This is a genomic window from Alistipes indistinctus YIT 12060 (assembly GCF_025144995.1).
In the GTDB taxonomy this organism is placed as follows: domain Bacteria; phylum Bacteroidota; class Bacteroidia; order Bacteroidales; family Rikenellaceae; genus Alistipes_A; species Alistipes_A indistinctus.
The window spans coordinates 646,113-667,558 of the sequence record NZ_CP102250.1 but is presented as its reverse complement, the minus strand read 5'-3'; the positions used below and the strand labels follow the sequence as shown (position 1 = coordinate 667,558).

16 protein-coding genes are annotated in these 21,446 nt (G+C 56.1%); 6 read left to right on the top strand and 10 right to left on the bottom strand.

The features are described from left to right. Positions 1 to 173: 173 nt before the first annotated feature. Positions 174 to 1,022, top strand: coding sequence for a deoxyribonuclease IV (gene nfo, locus NQ495_RS03105; protein WP_009134423.1), 849 nt, complete (start codon positions 174 to 176; stop codon positions 1,020 to 1,022). A gap of 252 nt (positions 1,023 to 1,274) precedes the next feature. Here nfo and NQ495_RS03100 read toward each other — a convergent pair whose 3' ends face one another. From NQ495_RS03100 to NQ495_RS03090, 3 genes are all read right to left on the bottom strand, one after another. After that, positions 1,275 to 3,146, bottom strand: a complete 1,872-nt coding sequence (locus NQ495_RS03100) for a glycoside hydrolase family 127 protein (RefSeq protein WP_009134424.1) — start codon at positions 3,144 to 3,146, stop codon at positions 1,275 to 1,277. A gap of 64 nt (positions 3,147 to 3,210) precedes the next feature. Continuing rightward, entirely contained in the window at positions 3,211 to 4,026 is an 816-nt protein-coding gene (gene panB / locus NQ495_RS03095; protein ID WP_009134425.1) for a 3-methyl-2-oxobutanoate hydroxymethyltransferase, read from the bottom strand. A 93-nt stretch (positions 4,027 to 4,119) separates the two neighbouring features. Next, positions 4,120 to 4,653, bottom strand: coding sequence for an RNA methyltransferase (locus NQ495_RS03090; RefSeq protein WP_009134426.1), 534 nt, complete (start codon positions 4,651 to 4,653; stop codon positions 4,120 to 4,122). A 125-nt stretch (positions 4,654 to 4,778) separates the two neighbouring features. Here NQ495_RS03090 and NQ495_RS03085 point away from each other — a divergent pair, with 125 nt between their 5' ends. Then, positions 4,779 to 6,986 (top strand): sodium-translocating pyrophosphatase, encoded by a 2,208-nt coding sequence (locus tag NQ495_RS03085; protein WP_009134427.1) that lies wholly within the window; start codon positions 4,779 to 4,781, stop codon positions 6,984 to 6,986. A 162-nt stretch (positions 6,987 to 7,148) separates the two neighbouring features. Here the strand turns inward: NQ495_RS03085 and NQ495_RS03080 are convergent, their stop codons facing one another. The 5 genes from NQ495_RS03080 to NQ495_RS03060 all read right to left on the bottom strand — a co-directional run bounded on the left by NQ495_RS03080 (position 7,149) and on the right by NQ495_RS03060 (position 14,036). Further along, the gene (locus NQ495_RS03080; protein WP_009134428.1) at positions 7,149 to 8,750 is read right to left on the bottom strand and encodes an MFS transporter; all 1,602 of its coding nucleotides are present in this window, start codon (positions 8,748 to 8,750) and stop codon (positions 7,149 to 7,151) included. A gap of 7 nt (positions 8,751 to 8,757) precedes the next feature. Further along, positions 8,758 to 9,825 (bottom strand): HlyD family secretion protein, encoded by a 1,068-nt coding sequence (locus NQ495_RS03075; RefSeq protein WP_009134429.1) that lies wholly within the window; start codon positions 9,823 to 9,825, stop codon positions 8,758 to 8,760. Positions 9,826 to 9,851: 26 nt separating this feature from the next. Further along, positions 9,852 to 11,171, bottom strand: a complete 1,320-nt coding sequence (locus tag NQ495_RS03070) for a TolC family protein (protein WP_040294556.1) — start codon at positions 11,169 to 11,171, stop codon at positions 9,852 to 9,854. Further along, positions 11,161 to 11,604 (bottom strand): MarR family winged helix-turn-helix transcriptional regulator, encoded by a 444-nt coding sequence (locus tag NQ495_RS03065; RefSeq protein ID WP_009134431.1) that lies wholly within the window; start codon positions 11,602 to 11,604, stop codon positions 11,161 to 11,163. The genes NQ495_RS03070 and NQ495_RS03065 overlap by 11 nt, the downstream gene beginning before the upstream one ends. A 203-nt stretch (positions 11,605 to 11,807) precedes the next feature. Next, positions 11,808 to 14,036, bottom strand: coding sequence for a beta-galactosidase (locus tag NQ495_RS03060; RefSeq protein WP_009134432.1), 2,229 nt, complete (start codon positions 14,034 to 14,036; stop codon positions 11,808 to 11,810). Positions 14,037 to 14,190: 154 nt separating this feature from the next. Here NQ495_RS03060 and NQ495_RS03055 point away from each other — a divergent pair, with 154 nt between their 5' ends. Both NQ495_RS03055 and NQ495_RS03050 read left to right on the top strand, forming a co-directional pair. After that, positions 14,191 to 14,394 carry an indolepyruvate ferredoxin oxidoreductase subunit alpha gene (locus NQ495_RS03055; RefSeq protein ID WP_326929426.1) on the top strand — a complete coding sequence of 68 codons (204 nt, stop codon included), beginning with the start codon at positions 14,191 to 14,193 and terminating at the stop codon, positions 14,392 to 14,394. Between the two features lie 143 nt (positions 14,395 to 14,537). After that, positions 14,538 to 15,671 carry a CofH family radical SAM protein gene (locus NQ495_RS03050; protein WP_009134434.1) on the top strand — a complete coding sequence of 378 codons (1,134 nt, stop codon included), beginning with the start codon at positions 14,538 to 14,540 and terminating at the stop codon, positions 15,669 to 15,671. A gap of 112 nt (positions 15,672 to 15,783) precedes the next feature. Here NQ495_RS03050 and NQ495_RS03045 read toward each other — a convergent pair whose 3' ends face one another. Next, positions 15,784 to 17,445, bottom strand: coding sequence for an AMP-binding protein (locus NQ495_RS03045; RefSeq protein ID WP_009134435.1), 1,662 nt, complete (start codon positions 17,443 to 17,445; stop codon positions 15,784 to 15,786). A gap of 226 nt (positions 17,446 to 17,671) precedes the next feature. Between NQ495_RS03045 and NQ495_RS03040 the strand changes: the two genes are divergently transcribed. Both NQ495_RS03040 and NQ495_RS03035 read left to right on the top strand, forming a co-directional pair. Then, complete coding sequence (locus tag NQ495_RS03040) at positions 17,672 to 18,184, top strand: ferritin-like domain-containing protein (protein ID WP_009134436.1); 513 nt, start codon at positions 17,672 to 17,674, stop codon at positions 18,182 to 18,184. A 502-nt stretch (positions 18,185 to 18,686) separates the two neighbouring features. Next, on the top strand, positions 18,687 to 19,850 hold the full coding sequence (locus NQ495_RS03035; RefSeq protein ID WP_259801941.1) for a hypothetical protein: 1,164 nt from the start codon (positions 18,687 to 18,689) through the stop codon (positions 19,848 to 19,850). Positions 19,851 to 20,014: 164 nt separating this feature from the next. Here NQ495_RS03035 and NQ495_RS03030 read toward each other — a convergent pair whose 3' ends face one another. Continuing rightward, positions 20,015 to 21,418, bottom strand: coding sequence for a CCA tRNA nucleotidyltransferase (locus NQ495_RS03030; RefSeq protein WP_009134438.1), 1,404 nt, complete (start codon positions 21,416 to 21,418; stop codon positions 20,015 to 20,017). Positions 21,419 to 21,446: the final 28 nt, after the last annotated feature.

Below are 21,446 nucleotides of genomic sequence, written 5' to 3'. Positions count from 1 at the left end.
CGAAAATTTACGATTTGAGAAAAAACGCGTTACTTTGTGGCAGACAACGCCATTTTTCTTCTGTCCGGACGGGGTGAACTGCATCGTTTTTGCAGGAAACAAATTAAGTGCCGGCGAATGGAAGTTCGGCGGATTGTATGCAAGAATTGAAACGATTCAGGAGGGATTGTACTATGAAATATTTCGGAGCGCACGTCAGTGCATCGGGAGGGGTCGAAAATGCCCCGCTAAACGCCGCAGCGATCGGGGCCAATGCTTTCGCGCTGTTCACCAAGAACCAGCGCCAGTGGGTTGCACCCCCGCTGACGCCGGGGACGATCGCCGCATTTCGGGAGAACTGTGAAAAGGGGGGATTTACGCCTTCGCAGATACTTCCGCACGACAGTTACCTGATCAACCTGGGAAGCCCCGATCCGGACGGCCTGGCCAAATCCCGGGCAGCGTTCTTCGACGAAATGCAGCGCTGTGAGCAGCTCGGCCTCGACCGGCTCAACTTCCATCCCGGCAGCCACCTGGGTAAAATCAGTGTGGAGGAGTGCCTGTCTCTGGTGGCCGAGTCGATCAATATGGCGTTGGAGCGCACTTCAGGGGTTACAGCTGTTATCGAGAATACGGCCGGTCAGGGCACCAATGTGGGCTTTTCATTCCACCACCTGCGTGCGATTATCGATCAGGTGAAGGATCAGGGCCGGGTAGGGGTGTGCATCGATACCTGCCACGCTTTCTCGGCCGGTTACGATCTGTCGACCGACGCCGCTTGTGAAAAGACGTTTGCCGAATTCGACGAGGTGGTGGGATTCCGTTACCTGCGCGGCATGCACCTCAATGACGACCTGAAGGCGATGGGCAGCCGGGTCGACCGCCATGCCAGTCTGGGCGAGGGTACGCTCGGTATGGCTGTTTTCGGTTACGTTGCTCGCGACAAGCGTTTCGACGGTATGCCGCTGATTCTGGAAACACCCGACGAGAGCCGCTGGGCTGCCGAAATCCGTACGCTTCGCGAACTGGCGGAAACACGATAATTTCGATCCTGTTTCAGAAGCTGGCTTATGTCAGCCTGAGGGACTGGAGGTATTACCGATAACCGGCAGGAACGAATAATCGACAGATGAGGAATCGTGCGAAATGGCCCGTAGGAAGGATCCTTTCAACAGCATCTTCTGTCCGGACATCACTTTTACCTGTAGGAACAGGAAGATACTGCGACTGCTGCAGAGCAATACGGTTCAATATTGCAAAACGAAAAGTCCCGGCTAAGGCCGGGACTTTTCGTTTTATTTCTCATCGATCCAGACTTTCATCCGGCCTGCTTCGCGGTTGTCCCACGCATAGTAGGGAATCAGGTGCAGCGGCCCTGCCGGAGTTTCGGCCGTGATTTCCGCCACACCGCCCAGCAGGTCGGGCATGAATTTGTCGGTAAACCGGGTTTGGGAGTTTATGCCGGCTCTGTCGTAGGTCTGTGCATTGTCGGCCTCTTCCATGCAGTAGACCAGCGGTCCCCGCTGTACGGCCAGCTTGCCGCTGTCGGCTTTGACTCGCGGGTCTGCGGCCACAACTTCGGTCGGCATCGCCAGTGAGAGGTCGATGCGGTCGCCTTTCTTCCAGGAGCGGTTTACCACGGCATAGCCTTTATCCGTCGGATGGTCGAACAACTCGCCGTTTACCCACAGCGTATGGTTCTTGCACCATCCCGGAATCCGGAGCCGCAACTCTTTCCTGATTTTGCCCGGAGCTTCGCTGACGGTTATCCTGGCGTTGCCTTCCCACGGATAGCGGGTTGTTTGGGTCAGTACGAACCGGCTGCCGTCCTGGGTCGGGATAGCGGCGTTGCTGCCGAGGTAAAGGTTCACCCAGACCGTGTCGGAGTCGAGCGAATGGCTGTAAATATAACTGCCGATCGACGGCAAAAAGCGTGAGAGTTGGCTGGGACAGCAGGCGCAGCCGTACCAAGCTTTGCGGTGGTGGTCGCCTTTCGATTCGAGCGGGTTTACATAGAAAAAACGCTTGCCGTCGAGTGAGATACCCGCTAATGCCCCGTTGTACAGCGCCCGTTCCATTACGTCGGCATATTTCGCGTCGCCTTTGAGGCGGTTCATCCGTGCATTCCACAAAACCATACCCACCGAAGCGCAGGTTTCGCAATAAGCTTCCAGGTTGGGCAGGTCGTAATCCTCGGTGAAGCCTTCGTTCTGGTGCGACGAGCCGATCCCGCCCGTGATATACATGTTCCGCTGTACGACATCGTCCCAGACACGGTCGAGCGCTGCACGGTAGACCGTGTCGCCCGACAGCATCGACATGTCGGCCATGCCGCAGAAGAGGTACATGCAGCGTACTGCGTGTCCCGTGATGTCCGTCATGCGGCTGACCGGGATCGAATCCTGATAGTAAGCGGCATTCCAGGTGCCTTCTTCGTTGCGGCCGTAACCGTGCCCGCGCTCTTCGAGCAGCCAGCGGGCGAATTCGAGGTACTTGGGTTCGCCCGTCACGCTGTAAAGTTTCGCGAGCGCCAGTTCGATCTCTTCATGGCCCGGTACCCAGTGGCGTTTGCCCGGGCCGAATTCGTTCATCATGTGGCCGACCATGCGGGTGCTCACTTCGAGCAGGGTCCGGTCGCCGGTAGCCAGCAGGTATGCGATGCCGGCCTCGATCATGTGTCCCGCACAGTACATCTCGTGCTTGTCCATGTCCGTCCAGCGCTTGTCGAGTCCGGTGAGCGTGTAGTAGGTATTGATATAGCCGTCGGGTTGCTGGGCCGCGGCGATTTTGGCGACCCATTGGTCGGCCGTTCGCCTGAGCATCGGGTCGGGGTTGTTGATCAGGCTGTACGAGATGCCTTCCAGAGCCTTGTATACGTCCGAATCGTCGAAAAAGATGCCTGAGTGCTTGCCGCTGCCTTTGGCTGCGTTTTCAAAGTTGCGGATGCGTCCGGTCCGGTTTTCGATCTGGTCGATGCAGACGGGCAGTGTCGAATCGGACAGTTTTTCGAGTCGCGGAGACCAGAAACCGTCCCGGATCGAGACACGGCTGAAATCGACCGGCAGGATGATGTCTTGCTGAGCTTGCGGTGCGGATTCGGCGCCCCGGTCCGTGCAAGCGGATGCGGTCAGCAGGCAGGCCACCAATGGGAGAAGGATTGGTTTCATGGCAAAATAAATTTGGGTTAGAAATGTCTTCTAACCCAAAAATACTATTTTGTCGTGACAATACCTAATACTGTTCCTGTTCGTTCGGGAATGCTCCGCTTTTGACATCGGCGACGTAATTTTGGATGCCGGCCATCATTTGCGTGTGAAGGTCGGCGTAACGCCGCAGGAAGCGGGGTGAGAATTCGGTGGTGATGCCCAGCATGTCGTGGATCACGAGCACTTGTCCGTCTACGCTGTTTCCTGCCCCGATCCCGATCAGCGGAATCCGGAGTTCGCCGGCAACCCGCGCACCCAGCGCCGCCGGAATTTTTTCGAGTACGATGCCGAAACAGCCCGCCTCTTCGAGCAGGTGCGCATCGCGGAGCAACTTCTGCGCTTCGGCTTCCTCTTTGGCGCGCACGGTGTAAGTGCCGTATTTGTGGATCGACTGCGGCGTCAGCCCGAGGTGTCCCATGACCGGGATTCCGGCCGATAGGATACGGCCCACCGATTCGAGCACCTCCTCGCCGCCTTCGAGCTTGATCGCATCCGCTTCGGTCTCCTTCATGATGCGGATGGCCGATGAGAGCGCCTCTTTCGAATTGCCCTGATAGGTGCCGAACGGCATGTCGACCACCACCAGTGCACGTTTGACCGCACGGGTGACGCTGCGGGCATGGTAAATCATCTGGTCGAGCGTGATGGGCAGCGTCGTTTCGTGCCCGGCCATTACGTTGGCCGCCGAATCCCCGACGAGGATCACGTCCACGCCGGCACTTTCGACGATGCGGGCCATCGAATAGTCGTATGCGGTGAGCATCGAGATTTTCTCGCCCCGGGCCTTCATTTCGGCGAGGCGGTAGGTGGTGACCACCCTGGTTTTGCTATCGGTTGACATGGTTGTGCAAGGTTTGTGTTGCGTGGCCGGCTTCTGCCGGTTTTTGTTTTCCGTGCCGTTTCCCGGACGGCAAGGGCAAAGGTATATATTATTTCAAAACAAAACCATCTGCCGGAAGAACTCCCACAGCACCACGCCGCCCGATACTGCGACGTTGAGCGAATGCTTGGTGCCCTGTTGGGGAATTTCCACGGCCCCGTCGCAGAGATCGACCGCCTCCTGGGCGACGCCGTCCACCTCGTTGCCGAATACCAGTGCGTATTTTTTGCCTTTTTCCACCTCAAATGTGGTCAATCGGGCGGCTTTTTCGACCTGTTCGACGGCTAGCAGCGTGTAACCTTCCCCGCGTAGCTGCTGCAGCGCGTCGGTCGTCAGTTTTTCGTAATCCCAGCGAACGGTCAGTTCGGCGCCCAGCGCGGTTTTGTGAATCTCCTTATTGGGCGGGGTTGCCGTAATGCCGCACAGTACAATGCGTTCCATCGCAAATGCGTCACAGGTGCGAAAGAACGATCCGACGTTGTTGAGGCTGCGGATATTGTCCAGTACAACGACTACCGGATACTTTTCTGTGGCGGCAAAAGCTTCGGGCGAGAGGCGTCCCAGGGCGCTGTTGGGGATTTTTTGCATCTTTTTCAGCGGTTGAGGTGAAATTTGTTAAAACTTCGGCAAAGATATTATTTAATCAAAAATTTTAATAATTTTGGACTGCAACTGACCTGCAAACTTCCAAATTAACCTTCAAAACTTCTTTTATGAGTACACCGATTCTTTTCTGGCTTGTACCGTTCGCTTCGCTGGTCGCTCTCTTTTTCGCATGGTATTTCTTCCGCGGAATGATGCGCCAGAGCGAAGGCACCGAACGGATGCAGCAGATTGCCGCGCATGTCCGCGCGGGGGCCATGGCTTATCTGCGGCAGCAGTACAAGGTGGTCGCCATCGTTTTTCTCCTGTTAGCGCTTTTCTTTGCCTTCCTGGCTTACGGCCTCGGGGTGCAGAACAACTGGGTGCCGTTCGCCTTCCTGACCGGCGGCCTTTTCTCGGGTCTGGCCGGGTACATCGGGATGCGTACCGCAACATATGCTTCGGCCCGTACCGCCCATGCGGCAGGACAATCCCTTAACAGCGGCCTGCGGGTGGCTTTTCGCAGCGGCGCCGTGATGGGGCTCGTCGTGGTGGGGTTGGGCCTGCTCGATATTTCCGTATGGTATTTGGTCTTGAATCATTTTGTTGAAGGGGTGACCGATTCCCAAAAACTGATGATCATTACCACGACGATGCTGACTTTCGGTATGGGTGCTTCGACGCAGGCGTTGTTCGCGCGTGTCGGCGGCGGAATTTACACGAAAGCGGCCGATGTGGGCGCCGACCTGGTAGGTAAAGTCGAAGCGGGTATTCCCGAAGACGATCCGCGCAATCCGGCGACCATCGCCGATAACGTGGGCGACAATGTGGGCGACGTGGCCGGCATGGGCGCCGACCTCTATGAAAGCTATTGCGGCTCGATCCTCGCCACGGCGGCGCTCGGGGCGGCAGCTTTCGCCGGGGATATGCAGCTCAAAGCCGTGCTCGCCCCGATGCTGATCGCTGCGGTGGGAATTCTCCTTTCGGTGATAGGCATCTTTCTGGTGCGGACCAAAGAAGGGGCCAATATGAAGCAGTTGCTCAGTGCGCTGGGTCTCGGCGTCAACGTCAGTGCCGTGCTGATCGCTGTGCTGACCTTCGTTATTCTCTATACGTTGCAGCTCGACAATTGGGTGGGCATCTCGTTCTCGGTGATCGTCGGCCTGCTGGCGGGCATCATCATCGGCCAGTCTACCGAATATTATACTTCCCATTCGTATAAACCTACGAAACGTATTGCGCAGAGTGCCGAAACCGGTCCGGCAACCGTGATTATCTCCGGTATCGGAATGGGGATGATCTCTACCGCCATTCCGGTGCTGACCATTTCGGCGGCCATCATCCTTGCGTACCTGTGTGCGATCGGATTCGATTTCGCGCATATGCTGACGGCTGCGAGCCTCAGTCAGGGGCTCTATGGAATCGGTATTGCCGCCGTCGGCATGCTCTCCACACTGGGCATTACGTTGGCTACCGACGCTTACGGGCCTATTGCCGACAATGCGGGCGGTAACGCCGAAATGAGCGGCCTCGACCCGGAAGTACGCAAACGTACCGACGCGCTCGATGCGCTTGGCAATACGACCGCTGCGACGGGCAAAGGCTTTGCGATCGGTTCGGCCGCCCTGACGGCCCTTGCACTGCTCGCCTCTTATATCGAGGAGGTGAAGATCGGATTGCTACATATCGGTGAGACGTCAATTACGCTGTCGAACGGTACGGTGAAAGCGATTACCGATGCGAATATCCTCGATTTTGTCGATTATTACCACATTTCGATGATGAACCCCAACGTACTGATCGGGGTGTTTATCGGATCGATGATGGCCTTCCTGTTCTGCGGCCTTACGATGAATGCCGTGGGCCGTGCGGCGCAGAGCATGGTCGAGGAGGTGCGCCGCCAGTTCCGTGAAATCAAAGGGATTCTCGAAGGCAAGGCGACCCCCGATTATGCGCGGTGTGTCGAGATTTCGACCAAAGGCGCGCAGCGAGAGATGTTGCTGCCGTCGATCCTGGCTATTGTGGCACCTGTGCTGACCGGATTTATTTTCGGCGTAGCCGGAGTGATGGGATTGTTGGTCGGCGGTCTCGGGGCCGGGTTCGTCCTGGCGATTTTTATGGCCAATTCGGGCGGTGCCTGGGACAATGCGAAGAAATTTATCGAAGAGGGTAACCATGGAGGTAAGGGTTCAGAATGCCATAAGGCTACCGTGGTAGGAGACACTGTCGGCGATCCGTTCAAGGATACCGCCGGCCCGTCGCTCAACATCCTGATCAAGCTGATGAGCATGGTCTCGATCGTCGTAGCCGGTCTGACCGTTGCCTATAGTTTGATGTAGCGCAATCTGCGTAGAGTAGAAGGGAATTATTTGGCAGGCGGGGCAATCTTACCCCGCCTGCTTTTGTTTTACGAAAAAAAGGGAGGTCGACGGAGAGAGGATCTGTCTGTAATTACAACGACGAACCGAAACTGCAAAATCATGCGATCATGTATTTTTCTGCTATACCATATCTTCGCCGGTCTTGACTATCCGGACCTTGACGGTCTTGTGGAACGGAATGAAACGCGAGACCACCGTCGCGACGATTGCAAAAATCAGCAGGTAGCCGAAAATGGTTTTCAGCTCGAGCAGCATGGTCTGTGTTTGCAGCGTGCTGTAGAGCGATTGGGTCGCGATCTGACCCGCTTCGTCGATGCCGTGCCCTTGTGCAAGAGCACTGTGCAGCGCATTATCGTATTGTTGTGCGGCGAGCGGATCGAGCGCAGTCGTATGGTCGGCCAGCCGGGTCAGTCCTTGTTGCTGCAGCCGGTAGAGTAGGTTGCTGAAGAAAGAGGTCGACAGGGCGGGAGCGAGCGCCGAACGGAACGAAATCAGGAAAAATGCGTTGTAGATCGTCAGGCTCGGCGGAAGGTCCTCGACCACGTAGATGCCGAATGCGATGAAAATAATCATCATCCCGAGCCCTTTGAGAAAAGTGGGCAGGTAGAGTATCTCGTAGGTAGCGTCGGGTGAAATTCCGAAGTAGAGGATCGCCAGATAGGCCGTGAAGCAGGCCATGCCGCCGGCGATCAGGAACCGGAACTTCCACCGTTGGTAGCGGAACCACCAGTAGCAAATCGCCCCGCCTACCGCAAAACCGGGAATCAGTCCCAGATAGAGTAGGTTCGCATGGACATTGTCCACGTGCAGGACGGTGTTCACATAGTTCGTAACCAGCGTGCTGGTCGAGGAGAAGAACATCGCTAGCATCATGTACAGGTAGCCGACCAATGGTTTGATGTCGTTCAGTACGTCGAGTTTCAGGTAGGGTTTCGGCAAGGTTTGCTGGCGGTGGATAAACAGCCACAGTAAAAACGGAATCAGTACCGTGTAAACGACCAGTTTCTTCGATGCGAACCAGTCGAGCATCTGGCCGTAAGTCGCCACATAGATCGAGAGCAGCAGCACCGACGAAATCAGCAGGACACTGCGCCCGTCGATTTCGTGCACCGGGAACCTGAGCGGCAGGCGGCTGTACCGGAAAAAGAGCAGCACGAACATCACGGCGACCAGCAGCAGCAGGATAATGAAGTAGTACATGTGCTGCCATTGGTAGTGGTAAGCGAGCTGCGCGGTCAGCGCGATCGAGAGCTGTCCCCCGGAGAATACGATCGGATAGAAATAGGCGTAGAATTCGCTGCGGATATCGGCCGGGCTGAACAGCGGCTTGACCATGTTAATCACTTCGATCATCGCGAATCCTTTCAGTATGCCGATCCAGAAACTGCATACGATCACGATATCCATCTGCGTGGTTTGCGCACAGATGAAACTGAGCAATGCCTGCAACAACAGGTCGATCAGCAGTACGGTTTTGGTCGTGACGGCCTTCCGCACGTCCGGTACCAGCGGATAGGAGACCGCGATCCCGGCTGCTGTGGCGTAATAGGCCATGCGGATGTCCTCGCCCAGCACTCCGAGCGTAGAGGAGATTTCGACCGCGCTGCCCGTATAGGCGCCGTTGATCAGGATTACGGGCAGCATAATCACGAACGCAGTGAGAATTCCCAGCCATCTGGGAACCCACGGGCGGATCGGGACGCTGAGCGGTGCGGCTGCCATGGCGGAATCAGCGGATTTTAGCTTCGGTTTCGACCATCATGCCCGCCCGCAACAGTTGCATCTCTTCCGGGGAAACGTCGTCGAAATCGATCCGCACCGGAATACGCTGCTGCACCTTGACGAAGTTACCGGCCGAATTATCCGTGGGCACCAGCGAGTATTTCGATCCCGTCGCTTCCGAAATGGCCGTTACGGTGCCGTGGAAAGTTTTGTCCCCGAGCGCATCGACGTGGATACGGACTTTTTGTCCGATGAAAATGCGGGCGATCTGGGTCTCTTTGTAGTTTGCCGTGACCCATTTGTCCTCGCTGCGGATCAGGTAGCTGATCGTTTGTCCACCCTGGAGCAGTTGCCCCGGCTCGACGGTGCGCCGTCCCATGTAGCCGTCGTAAGGGGCCGTTACGACCGTGTACGACAGGTTCAGTTGCGCCATTTCCAGTTCCGCCTCTTTGCGCAGTATGCCGGCTTCAATCCCGGCCCGTTTGTTCGTCGTTTCGGCATATTGCGATTCGGCCGCGTTCTTTTGGCGAAGGAGGGCATCGAGGCGCGCTTTCATCGCTTCGTAGTTGGCTTTGGCCTGTTCGTACTGTTGCCGGGAAACCGATTCTTCGCGCAGCAGGTTTTCATAGCGCCGGTAGTCCTGTTCCAATTGCCACAACCGCGCCCGGGTTTCGGCTATGTTGGCTTCCTGCACCGATACGTTGGCTTCCGATGCGGCTATACCCGACCCGAGCACCGTTTTCGAAGCCCTGGCATCCATCAGTGCCGCCTCGGCGTCTTTCAGCCGGATCCGGTATTCGCGGTCGTCGAGCACGAGCAGCGTATCCCCGGCCTTGACCGGTTGGTGCTCGGTAAAGCGTACCTCCTTGATGTAACCCGACACGCGGATGCCTACCGGGGAGATATACTGGTCGATGACCGCGTCGTTTGTCGTTTCGTATTTGAAATAGCGCCAGAAGTAATCGACCGTCCACACGATCGCGCAGAGCACGAGCAGGATGCAGACCGTGTTGAGGATGATGTTGCGCTTTTTGCGCTTTCTGAGCCTCTGGCGCCTGTTGAGTAGTTCCGACATATGTGTTTCGTTGTGTTTTGCGTGGCTTACAGGCTGCCGCATGTTTGCAGCAGTTGGTAATAGGTATAGATCACTTCGGCGCGTGCGGCCGTCAGCTGCATTTGTGCCTCGAGCCGGACGCGGCTCGCATCGAGCAGGTCGGTGAGGATCGAGAGTTGGTTCAGGTAGCGGTTATGCACGATGCGGTAGTTTTCGTCCGCCTGGCGGACGGCCAGCATCAGTGCCTGTACGCGCTCGAGCGCTTCCTGGTGTTTCGTGCAGGCGCGCCGCACATTGACCCGGATCGCCTGCATCACCTGCTGTTCTGCGTTTTCACGCAGCGAAACCGCGTGACGCGCCTCTTCGACGCGATGCCGGTTGCGGTACAGCGACGAGAGGTTGTACGATAGCGCGAGTCCGATATTCCAGTTGTTCGCATACGTGTCCTGCATCGTCCTTGTGATCGGGCGTGCCAGCGTGTTGGCGCCGTGCAGCGACAGGGTGGGGAGGTAGTTCGCCCGTGCGATCCGGATATCATTCCGGGCCAATGAGGTATTTTCCCGCGCGATTTTCAATTCCGGATAGTTCGCATAGGCCCGTTCGACGTACCTCTGGTAGCTCTCCACCGGAGCTGCTGTGTACAGCAATGCGGTGTCGGGGGCGATCAGGAGCGTTTCGTCGAGGCCGAGCACTACGTCCAGCTGCTGTGAGACGATACAGATGTCGTTCCGGGCCTCGCGCAGGGCGAGCCGGTCGTTGGTCAGTTGCAGTTCGCTGCGGATTTCGTCGTTGCGCGTGACGAGCCCCTCGTTGCGCATCCGGCGGATGTCCTCGAGCCGGCGCGTCGATTCATCGATGTTTTGTTGCAAGACCTCAGTCTGCTTGTAAAGGTTGTACAGCGCGACATATTGTTGCAACAGCAGCATTTTGATCTCCGCCCGGTCGTTTTCTGTGCTGAGCGAGGCGATCTGCCGTTCCAGATCTGCCTGCCGGATGCTGTACCGGATTTTCCCTCCTTCGTAAAGAGGTTGGGAAAGGTCGATGTTGTAGTTGTTCGACCAGTTCGGGGTGTCGGGGCGCGTGGCTTGGGTCAATCCTTGCTGGAAAACGACGGGCTGCCCGAGATAGCCGCCGGACAATCCTACATTCAGGCCGGGCAGCCTTTCGCTGCGGGCGCTTTTTGCGCGTTCTCCGGCCAGGGTCTCCCCGATACGGGATGCCTGCATACGCAGGCTGTTTTCTATGCCGAGCCGGAACAGTTCGTCGATACTCAGCGTCCGCACCTGAGGTTGTGCGGCGGTTGTGAGCGGCACCAGCAACAAGGAGAGCGATGCCTTCAGGAACATGTGTCGTAGCTTAAATCCCATCCAGTATCGCATTCAGTTTTCCCAATTGTTTCCGGCACTCCTGCATCTGCCTGGGGGGCGTTGCCGCTCCGATACGGTCGTATATCTCCTTGAGCAGCGGTTTGGTTTGTTCCGACATGCGGACACCTTCGTCGGTCAGGAAGATCTGCCGTGCACGGCGGTCGTCGGGGGACTGCTTCCGTTGCACCCATCCTTTTTTTTCGAGGTTGTTGATCAGGCTGGTGATGCACGCTTTGTCCCGTGCAGTCGCTTCGGCCAGTTGCTGTTGGCTCACACCTTGCAGGGTCCTGAGCTGGTACAGGATTTGGAGCATCTCGAAAGTCATGCCGATTTCGTATTTCCGCAGCAGGCGCTGGACTGCCTGCCGGAAGGCCATCCGGGTCTTCAGCAGTTGCAGGTTCAGTTCGCGGGCCATTTCTCCGTTCGGTGTCATATTGTTTCGTATTGAACGCCGCAAAGGTAATCATTTCGCAGGATATTAGTAAAATATTATACTAAATTCCTTCCGGCGGATTGTCATGCATCGATGAAAGCAGCCACCTCTTATCAAGGTGGCTGCTTGTAATGGATGACGCGGATGAAGTTTTAATCCGCTATATTTTCATTTTTTTGCGGCGTGTTTCGATGCGTCCCGCTTTATTTTACCTTGGGGTAGGTTTTCGGAATCTCTTTGAGCAGGACTTCACCCGTATTGGCATCCAGTACCGTGTTCGACTTTTCGGGCAGCGTCAGGTTCAACTCTTTTCCGTTGCGGAGGCGGATCGTGCGCTGTCCGCCGTCGAGCGAGTGGATCAGCATGATGCCGCTGTTGACGTAAGTGAAGTCGTTCCGGTCGTTGTAAACATGGCAGCCTGCATCGCGCAGCAGTTTACGGAATACGTCGGTGCCGTTGACCGGTAGCGTGGCGTATACCGCCGTGTGGGTCGGAAAATTTTTGCGGGCCACGACCACGTCCGGGCGTCCCCCGAGTGTCGCCAACGGTTCGGCCTGCGGATCGGTAATGACCGCAAAGGGCTCTACGACGCCTTTGAAGGTAAACTCCGATTCCGGGTCGGTGAAATGGAGCGTTTGCGGTTCGGTTGCGTTTTGCAACGCAAGTTTTACGCCCGAAAGTTTCTCGGTCAGCGGCAGGCCGATCGTTTCGCCGTCGGTCACGCCCGTCAGGTAGTTATATATCAAGGTCCTGCCGTTTTGTGCTACTTTCTCCCGGATAAATTTCCGCTGTTCGGACGACAGCACATAACTGTTCATGAATATCACCGCCTTGTATTGGTCGAGATTCACCTTGTCGAGATCGAAATCGTAAATATGGTCGCCCACGGTGCCGCTACGCAGCGCCTCTTCGATCGAGTGGTCGATCACGTTCGACGAGATGGGCGTACTTTGGGGCTTGAGGTAATAGTAACTCTCCTGGCTCCAGACGTAGAGTACGTCCGCCTCGGATTTGTGGGGTACGTTCAGTTGCTTGTCGAACAGCGCTTTTTCGTCGGCGATCGATTGCAGGTAAACCGGATCGTCGAACCAGCCGAGGCTTTCGCGGATGCCGAAGTCATAATACCATACCCCGCCGCGCATCAGTGGCAATACGACGCTGCGGCGCAGTACCGGCGCATAGTCGGCGTCATAACGTTCCAGGTAACGTACCGCATCGTGGCAGACGCGCCGGGCCAACTCTCCGTTGTCCATCTCGTCGAACCAGAGTTTGCCGTGCAGCGCGGCCGATTCGACGATTCCGCGGGGCATGCCGCTGCCGCCCAGTTTGCGCGAAAACTTATAATAGGTTTGCGGTGCGGCCAGGTAGTCGATCCAGGGGCAGTCGAGGATGCGCTCCACGAGCAGGTGGCCGCCGACCGACTGCCGGTTGAAGGTCATGTGCAGGTAGCCGTAAAAGACGCCCGTGATCAGCGGGCGGGGCCAACTCTCTTTGGCCAACCGGCAGAAGTATTCGATGTCTTCGACCACAGCCTCCTGCTGCGCGGCGATGTAGTCGATCACGCGGCGCTCAGCTTTGGGGTCCTTGAACTGGCCGAACTGCGTCTTCGTGCGCTCTTCCACACCCGGCACCGTTGCGGTTTCCAACGTCCATTGTGCCGAATTCCATGCCTGTTGCAGCTTTTTATCCGTACCGTACTTGTTGCGGAGCCAGTTGCGGAAATAGGCGGTCATCGCTTTTCCCGTATCCGGATCGTGGTCGACGAAGCCCCAGTAGTGCCATTCGCCGTAGATGCCACCCGAAATGTGCATGCCGATTACGGCGTCGCCTTCTTCGGTTTGTGAGAGTTTCTTGCAGAATTCGACCAGTTTCTCTCCTGCCTCTTGTTTCCATTTTTGTGACGCGAGGCTGGCCCTGAGCGAACGCATGATGCTGAAATCCTCGTTGTTGTGCGGCGGCCCCGGTTTGTAGTATTCCTGTATGGGACCGTCCGCATATTCGGTGCACTGGTCGCGGTTCGCCTCGTTCCACCAGTAGGGGGCGTCGGTGTGCACCCTGAGGATGATGCAGGCGTCGGGGGCTACGTCCAGTACGCCGCGAATCTGTTTTTGAGCGAGCGAAACGTCGAGCGGCGAGCCGTCCTTGGGCCAGATATCCGACAGCCAGAAATCGAGTTGGAACAGCCGGAAACCGATGTCGTAGAAGTTGCGGACGTTATGCTGCGGTACCTCTTCCCAACTCCAGCGTGCGCCGGTGGCATGTGTCAGCGCATAGATGTCCGGAGTCATCGGGGTGCCGTTTACGTGGATCGTGGGTCGTCCCCGGTAAGGTTTTATTTCGCCGGATTTCGGCATGGCGCCCTGTACGGTTGGGGGAATGGCTGCGAGCAATGTGCAGCAAAGCAACAGGACCGGAAGGTTTCGGATTTTCATCGTTAGTCAGGTTTGTAGGCGCCCCGTTCGGTCGGTGGCAGACAAATATACGATAATCGGGGAACTTTTGGCTCATTCCCGCAATACTTCAACGATAGAAAAAACGTTTTAATATTGTCCGAAACAAATAATAGTTTTACATTTGCATTGGAAGATTTTTAAAACCACTTTTAAAAATATTACAACAATGGCTTACAAAATTAGTGAAGATACCTGTACCGCTTGCGGAACTTGTATTGACGAATGTCCTGTAGGGGCTATCTCTCCGGGCGATGTTTACGTGATCGACGCTTCGGCTTGCACCGAATGCGGCTCTTGCGCCGATGTTTGCCCGACTGAATCGATTTCGATCGAGTAATCCCGGACAGGTTTAGCATAACCGCCTTCCCGAGAGGGGAGGCGGTTTTTCATTGTCCGGTCTCCGTCCCGTTTCCCTTTCAGGAATGACTGCGGGTGATTCTTGTGTGTCCGTTTTCACGCCGAAATGTTATCTTTGCACGCATGAACAACAGCGATATTTACCGCAAGGCGCTCGCCCTCGATCCGCTCACGGAAGGGGAGGCGCTGCAGATATACCGTTCCGCTCCGCTGGCCGAACTGATGCTCGCGGCCGACGCGCTGCGCCGCGAACAGGCCGGCGATCCGCAGGTGGTAACCTGGCAGATCGACCGTAACGTCAACATTACCAACGTTTGTATTTCGGGATGCAAGTTCTGTAACTTCCATTGTAAACCCCATCAGAGCGACAAGGCGTATATCACGACGATCGAAGAGTACGACGCCAAGATTCGGGAGACGCTCGCTTTGGGTGGCGACCAGCTCTTGTTGCAGGGCGGGTTGCACCCGAAGCTCGACATCGTTTTTTACGAAGAGCTGTTCCGGGAACTGAAACGCCGTTTTCCGCAGCTTCGGCTCCATGCACTCGGGGCGCCCGAAGTGGCGCATATCGCACGCATCAGCCGGCTCGATCCTGAAACGGTTCTGCTCCGGCTGATCGCTGCCGGGCTCGATTCCCTGCCGGGGGCGGGCGCCGAAATTCTCGACAACGGGGTGCGTCGCGCCATCTCGCCGGGTAAGCCCGATGCCGATACATGGCTCGCAGTGATGCGCATTGCGCACAGACTGAACCTGCCTACCTCGGCGACGATGATGTACGGCCATCTCGAAACCCCGCGGCAACGGATCGAACACCTGATTAAAATCAGGGACTTACAAGCTGAATGCCCATCCGGGAATTACGGATTCATCGCTTTTATTCCGTGGGTATTCCGCAGCAGCGGTACGCGGTTGGAGCGGGAGGGTGTCGTTCCGGATACATCGGCGGCCGAATACCTGCGCATCATTGCGATGAGCCGTCTCGTTCTGAACAATATCCGGAATATCCAGGCTTCCTGGTTGACGGTAGGCAAGACTACCGCGCAGATCGCGCTGCACGGGGGGGCGAACGATATGGGGTCGATTATGATCGAGGAAAATGTCGTTTCATCGGCCGGTGCGCACAATAGCTTCGACGCCGAAGGCATTCAACAGGCGATTCGTGAGGCAGGATTCATCCCCCGGCTGCGCAACCAGAAGTACGAACCCCGTCCGTGGCCGCTGCCGGGAACGGCTGACCTGACCGATGCAAACCTATAAAATGCGTCAATAATTCCGCATCGGCCTGCCTGCGGATTGTGCGTTGTGTGTAATAATCGCATGTCCCGTTGTCCCGGTATTGACGGGTGCCGGTATATGCGTTATGACCGGTTTAACGGTTGTAAAGGAACCGTTTGATGCTTTTTTTCGGGGTTTTCTCGAACTCGTTGGGCCACAGCATGATTTTCGTGACCTGTTCGTAAGGGGCGACCAGCGTGTTGAGTACCTCCTTGTTCTCGTCCATGACCCGTTGGATGTCACTGTACGAGATGCCCGCCTCGTCGGCCTGTTCGTAGTCGGGATAGACCAATGCCACGAGCTTCCCGTCCCGTTCGACGACCAGCGATTCCAGCACGCAACTCATGTTGTTGAGTTTGCTTTCGATTTCTTCCGGATATATGTTTTGTCCGTTCGCACTGAGTATCATGCTTTTGCTCCTACCTTTGATAAACAGCGTGTTGTCCTCGTTCATCGTACCGATGTCGCCGGTGTGCAGCCAGCCCTCTTCGTCGATGACTTGCCTGGTTGCTTCCGGGTTTTTGTAGTATCCTTTCATCACATGCTCGCCCCGGACGCAGATTTCGCCCGGAATACGCTGCGGATCGGGAGAGTCGATTTTCGCTTCCATCAGGCCGTCGAGCACGCGTCCGCATGAGGTGGGGATAAAATCCTTGTAATAAGTATAGCTGATCAGCGGTGCGCATTCAGTGAGGCCGTAACCGACCGTGAAGCGGAATTTGATCTTGTGGAGGAACTCCTCGACTTCGCTGTTGAGCGGTGCCCCGCCTGCGATCACTTGTGTAAACTCACCGCCGAAAGACTCCGTCAGCCGGTTGCATACCGATGCATATACCTGCGTATCGAGCAGTGGCACGCGCATGGCCAGTTTGACCACTCCCTTTTCGAGCGACGGTTTGATCTGTTTGCGGTAGATTTTTTCGAGGATCAGCGGTACGATGCAGATCAGGTGCGGTTTGACTTCGCCCATCGCTTCGATCAATATCTTCGGCGAGGGTATTTTACCCAACAGGGTGATGTGGGTACCGGCGGCCAGTGCGGCCAGGAAGTCGAACGCACAGCCGAATGCGTGGGCCAACGGGAGGAACGAGACGATCCGGCTTCCTTTGAAGTGCAGTTTGGACTGCACGCCGAAGAGTACGTTTCCGGTCAGGTTGTTTATCGTGAGCATGACTCCCTTGCTGAATCCGGTCGTACCCGAAGTGTAGCTGATGACCGCCACGCTGTCGTTATCGATTTTCGGGTAGGCGATCTCTTTGGAGGTGAATCCCCGCGGATAACGGCAGCGGTAGCGTTTGCCGATCTCGCGCTGGAAGCGGGCCAGCGAATCGCCGTGCCGTTCGTAGAGGCAATGGAAGTCGGTGAGCGAAAAGGCCGCCCGGACCTGTTCTATGTTGTCCGTCTCGATCGTGTCCCAATAGATATCCCCGGCGAACAGCAGCACCGAATCCGAGTGGTTGATGATGTGGTGCACATCGTTCGGGCTGAAGTCCTGCAGGATCGGGACGATGACGGCGCCGTAAGTGATCGTGGCGATATAGACGATGCACCAGCGCGGGTTGTTGCGGCCGATCAGCGCTACCTTGTCGCCACGTTGCAGTCCGGCCTCTTCGAAAAGCAGGTGCAGCTTGGCGATCTCCTTGGCCATTTCAAAATATGAGAAACTCTCCTTCTTGAAATAGTCGGAGAGAGCCGGTAGTTCCTTGTTTTCCCGGAAGCTCTTTTGGTAGAGCTCGATCAGATTCTCTTTCAGCATGTTCGTGCCTGATAGTTAAACTCAAGATACAGAACAAATATACAATAATATTCCGGTTTGCAAAAAGCATGCGCAAAGCGAGCACGGCGGGGACATTTCGCATGGTATCATGCGTGAAAGGTGGTGGCCGTGCCGCTTTTTTCTTTGGCGGTGAGGCTCATTAGCACAGTATTTGCACAAGTATGGGACAAAGGGATTTTCAACTATACTTTAAAAGATACAAATTATGAAAAAAGTGAGTGCAGAGGTACTGAACCTCGACGTTGAGAAACTGATTGAGATGTTGAACGCCGCATTGTGCGAAGAGTGGCTAGCCTACTACCAGTACTGGGTGGGCGCCCGGATCATGGAGGGCCCGATGCGCATTCCGATTGAGGCCGAGTTGCTCGAGCATGCCAACGAGGAGTTGAAACACGCCGAAATGCTGATCGAACGCATCATCCAGCTGGGAGGCACTCCGGTGCTCAATCCGTTGCAATGGCAGGAGATGGCCCGCTGCAAGTACGAAACCCCGACCGATCCCTACATCGAGACGATTCTCGAGCAGAACCTGCGCAGCGAGCGTTGCGCGATCAAACGTTACCAGGACATCGCCGATTACACCAGCGGCGTGGATTACACGACGGCGAAAATGGCGGTGGATATTCTCGAGGACGAGCTCGAACACGAGAACGATATCGTTTCGTTCCAGGACGACATCGTCGCGATGAAAGGCGCGATCGGAAAAATGGTGAAATAGCCCGGGCGGTTTACCGCTGGGTTATCGAAGCCTCAGGGCGGCCCATCGGGCCGCCCTGATCTATGTTACGGACCCAATGTTGTAGGGGGCGGTCGTCTCGACCGCCCCTTTTTTGGCTGATTTCGGCATATGTAGCCCGCAAGGTGATCTTTGTGCGAAATTATCTTTACCTTTGAAGCGTTTTTGGCGTTCCGGGTCAGACTGTTTGCAACTTCCTGAAACGTTCCGGGCGGGATCCCCCCTTGGAATTTTCCTGTTCGTGTCGGTTCGCAAAAATACGTTTACGATCAAATACATCATTTAGGATCATATGACTGGCAAAATCTTTACCCGTTTTTCCTTTATTGCAGCCGTTCTTTTTGCGGCTTTTCCGCAAGCGGACGCCTTCGCGGTACTGCCCGAAGGAACTGATGTTCCGGTACAGGCCCGGGAGTCCGGTTTGGAGTCTCCGGTCCAACAGCGGGATTCCCTTCCGGTGTCCGGGACGACCCCGGTGACGCCTATGGCACAACCGGCCGCTGAACTTACCCCTGCGATTTCGGTTCAGGGGGCACCCGCCGCCGTACCGGGCGTGACGTCACAGCTTTCGGCTGCGGAGGTATCGGTAACTCCTGAACCTAAGGTCAGTTCAGCGTTACCGCAGCTTGTCTGGGGTGCGTCGTTCGACTTCTTTTTCGATAACCGCGAATACAAAAACCTGACGACCAACTGGTCGCAGACGCTTTTCGGCGCGCGGATCAATCCCGAGGTGGGCGTTACCTGGGACGGTCGCCATTCGCTGATGATCGGTGTGAGCCTGCTGGCCAATTTCGGGGCCAAACCTTTCGAGGTCGATAATGAGATTTTCGGGTATTACCAGTTCATCTCCCCGAAATTCCGGGCTTATGCCGGTGTCGTGCCGCGCAGCCGGATGATCGGCGAGTATTCGGGCGCTTTTTTCAGCGATTCGGTCAAGTATTACGATCCGAACCTGACCGGCCTGTTGCTGCAATATATGGGCGGCCGCGGTTATGTGGAGTTCGGCTGCGACTGGAACAGCATGTTTTCGAAAACCACCCGTGAGAAGTTCCTGCTCTTTTCGGCCGGACGACTCGGGCTCGGTGCACGGCAGATGTTCTTTGTCGGCTATAACCTGACGATGTACCACCATGCGGGTTGGGACAGCAGTGAAGAACCGGATCCGACCGTAGGCGACGGGGTGGTGGACAACGTGTTGGTCGAGCCGTTCGTCGGGGTCGATTTCACCCGGATCGTGCCCTGCATGCAGGAGTTGTCGTTGCGGGCGGGCTGGATCAACGGTTTCCAGAACGACCGCAAGTATGTGGGCGATTATGTGACGCCGGGTGGCGTGCAGATCGAAGCGCACGTGCAGAAATGGAATTTCGGTATCCACAATACGTTCTATGCGGGCGATAACCTGATGCCCTACTACGTGGCTCCTTTCGACAACCTCGATTACGGTCCGGGGCTCTACTGGGGAGAGCCGTTCTATCGTACCGACAATATTTATGACCGGCTGGAAATCTACTGGCAGCCTGTCCGTACCAGCCTGATGAACCTGCGCGTTTCGTCGGTGCACCATTACGACGGGCACAAATGGGGTTGGCAGCAGAAGATCATTTTCACGGTAAATCTGGGCCAAAACAGGATTTTCAATAAAAAATAACGGGTATGAGCGCCACGGCTTACCCGATTTGATCCGGAAACCACTTTATCCGTAAACGATTCCGGTTTCTCCGGAAAAGCTTTTCCGGAGAAACCGGACGCTATAATATGACACGGCGCCCCTCGTAAAAGGGACGTCGTTGTTGGGTGCAGGCTGATTGGCCGTTATTCTTTTTTCTCCAGGCCGTATTGTGCGGCCACTTGCTCCATCAGGGCATATGCCTGGTCGTAATCGTTTTGGATCGTGCCGTCGAGGATGGCGTCTTTGATTACCTCCTTGATCATGCCCACTTCGCGGCAGGGAGCCAGTCCGTAGGTCTGCATGATCAGTTCGCCGTCGATCGGTGGCTGGAAGTTGCGAATGCGGTCCTTTTCCTCGATTTCGCGCAGTTTACGCCGGACCAGTTCGAAGTTGTGCAGGAAGCGTTTTACTTTCGCATCGTTGGCCGAGGTGATATCGGCTTCACACAATGTCATCAGCTCGTCGATGTCGTCTCCGGCCTCGAAAAGCAGTCTCCTAACCGCCGAGTCGGTTACCTCCTCTTCCGAGAGTACGATCGGCCGCAGGTGCAAAAAGACGAGTTTCTGCACATATTTCATCTGTTCGCCCAGTGGCAGTTTCAATTTGCGGAACAATGGCCGGATCATTTTCGACCCGACCACTTCGTGTCCGTGGAAACTCCAACCGGTACGCGGATCGAAAGCTTTGGTGCGGGGTTTGCCGATGTCGTGCAGCAGTGCAGCCCAGCGCAGGTAGAGGTTGTCGCTTTTGAGGGCCACATTGTCGAGCACCTTGAGCGTGTGCAGGAAGTTATCTTTGTGCGCCTTGCCGTTACGGGTCTCGACCCCTTTCAGTGTGCTCAATTCCGGAAAGATCAGTTCCAGCAGTCCGCTCTTGTCGAACAGTTGGAATCCGATAGACGGGACGGGAGAGAGCATAATCTTGTTCATTTCGGTGATGATGCGCTCCTGCGAGATGATTTCGATCCGTTCGCGGTTGCGGCGGATCGCCTCGAACGTCTCGTCTTCGATGTCGAAACCGAGTTGTGTGGCGAAGCGGATCGCGCGGATCATGCGTAACGGATCGTCTGAAAAGGTGGTGTCGCTGTCGCACGGCGTGCGGATGATGTAGTTCTCGAGGTCGCGCATTCCGTCGAACGGATCGACCAGTTCGCCGAACGTGCCGGCATTGAGCGAGAATGCCATGGCGTTGATCGTGAAGTCACGCCGGAGCTGGTCGTCTTCGATCGTTCCGTCCTCGACGATCGGTTTGCGCGAGTCGGCCCGGTAGGACTCTTTGCGTGCCCCGACGAACTCTACTTCCCATCCGTCACAGCGCAGCATCGCCGTGCCGAAGTTCTTGAACACCGAAACTTTGGTTTTCAATTCCCGTCCGAGTGCTTCGGCCACTTCGATGCCGCTTCCCACCACCACGATGTCGATATCGGTGCAGGGACGGTGCAGGAAATGGTCGCGGACATAGCCGCCGATTACGAAGGCGCGCAGGCCTTTTTCGTCGGCAATGCGGCCGATCCGTCGGAAAAGCGGGGCGCTCAGGGCGTCGTTCATAATTAAACTATGGAGTGTTGCGGTTATC

What these genes read in the sequence shown, in the direction of transcription:
- nfo (WP_009134423.1), top strand. Translation starts at nt 174, where the DNA reads ATGAAATATTTCGGAGCGCACGTCAGTGCATCGGGAGGGGTCGAAAAT.
- NQ495_RS03100 (WP_009134424.1), bottom strand. Translation starts at nt 3,146, where the DNA reads ATGAAACCAATCCTTCTCCCATTGGTGGCCTGCCTGCTGACCGCATCC.
- panB (WP_009134425.1), bottom strand. Translation starts at nt 4,026, where the DNA reads ATGTCAACCGATAGCAAAACCAGGGTGGTCACCACCTACCGCCTCGCC.
- NQ495_RS03090 (WP_009134426.1), bottom strand. Translation starts at nt 4,653, where the DNA reads ATGCAAAAAATCCCCAACAGCGCCCTGGGACGCCTCTCGCCCGAAGCT.
- NQ495_RS03085 (WP_009134427.1), top strand. Translation starts at nt 4,779, where the DNA reads ATGAGTACACCGATTCTTTTCTGGCTTGTACCGTTCGCTTCGCTGGTC.
- NQ495_RS03080 (WP_009134428.1), bottom strand. Translation starts at nt 8,750, where the DNA reads ATGGCAGCCGCACCGCTCAGCGTCCCGATCCGCCCGTGGGTTCCCAGA.
- NQ495_RS03075 (WP_009134429.1), bottom strand. Translation starts at nt 9,825, where the DNA reads ATGTCGGAACTACTCAACAGGCGCCAGAGGCTCAGAAAGCGCAAAAAG.
- NQ495_RS03070 (WP_040294556.1), bottom strand. Translation starts at nt 11,171, where the DNA reads ATGGGATTTAAGCTACGACACATGTTCCTGAAGGCATCGCTCTCCTTG.
- NQ495_RS03065 (WP_009134431.1), bottom strand. Translation starts at nt 11,604, where the DNA reads ATGACACCGAACGGAGAAATGGCCCGCGAACTGAACCTGCAACTGCTG.
- NQ495_RS03060 (WP_009134432.1), bottom strand. Translation starts at nt 14,036, where the DNA reads ATGAAAATCCGAAACCTTCCGGTCCTGTTGCTTTGCTGCACATTGCTC.
- NQ495_RS03050 (WP_009134434.1), top strand. Translation starts at nt 14,538, where the DNA reads ATGAACAACAGCGATATTTACCGCAAGGCGCTCGCCCTCGATCCGCTC.
- NQ495_RS03045 (WP_009134435.1), bottom strand. Translation starts at nt 17,445, where the DNA reads ATGCTGAAAGAGAATCTGATCGAGCTCTACCAAAAGAGCTTCCGGGAA.
- NQ495_RS03040 (WP_009134436.1), top strand. Translation starts at nt 17,672, where the DNA reads ATGAAAAAAGTGAGTGCAGAGGTACTGAACCTCGACGTTGAGAAACTG.
- NQ495_RS03035 (WP_259801941.1), top strand. Translation starts at nt 18,687, where the DNA reads ATGGCACAACCGGCCGCTGAACTTACCCCTGCGATTTCGGTTCAGGGG.
- NQ495_RS03030 (WP_009134438.1), bottom strand. Translation starts at nt 21,418, where the DNA reads ATGAACGACGCCCTGAGCGCCCCGCTTTTCCGACGGATCGGCCGCATT.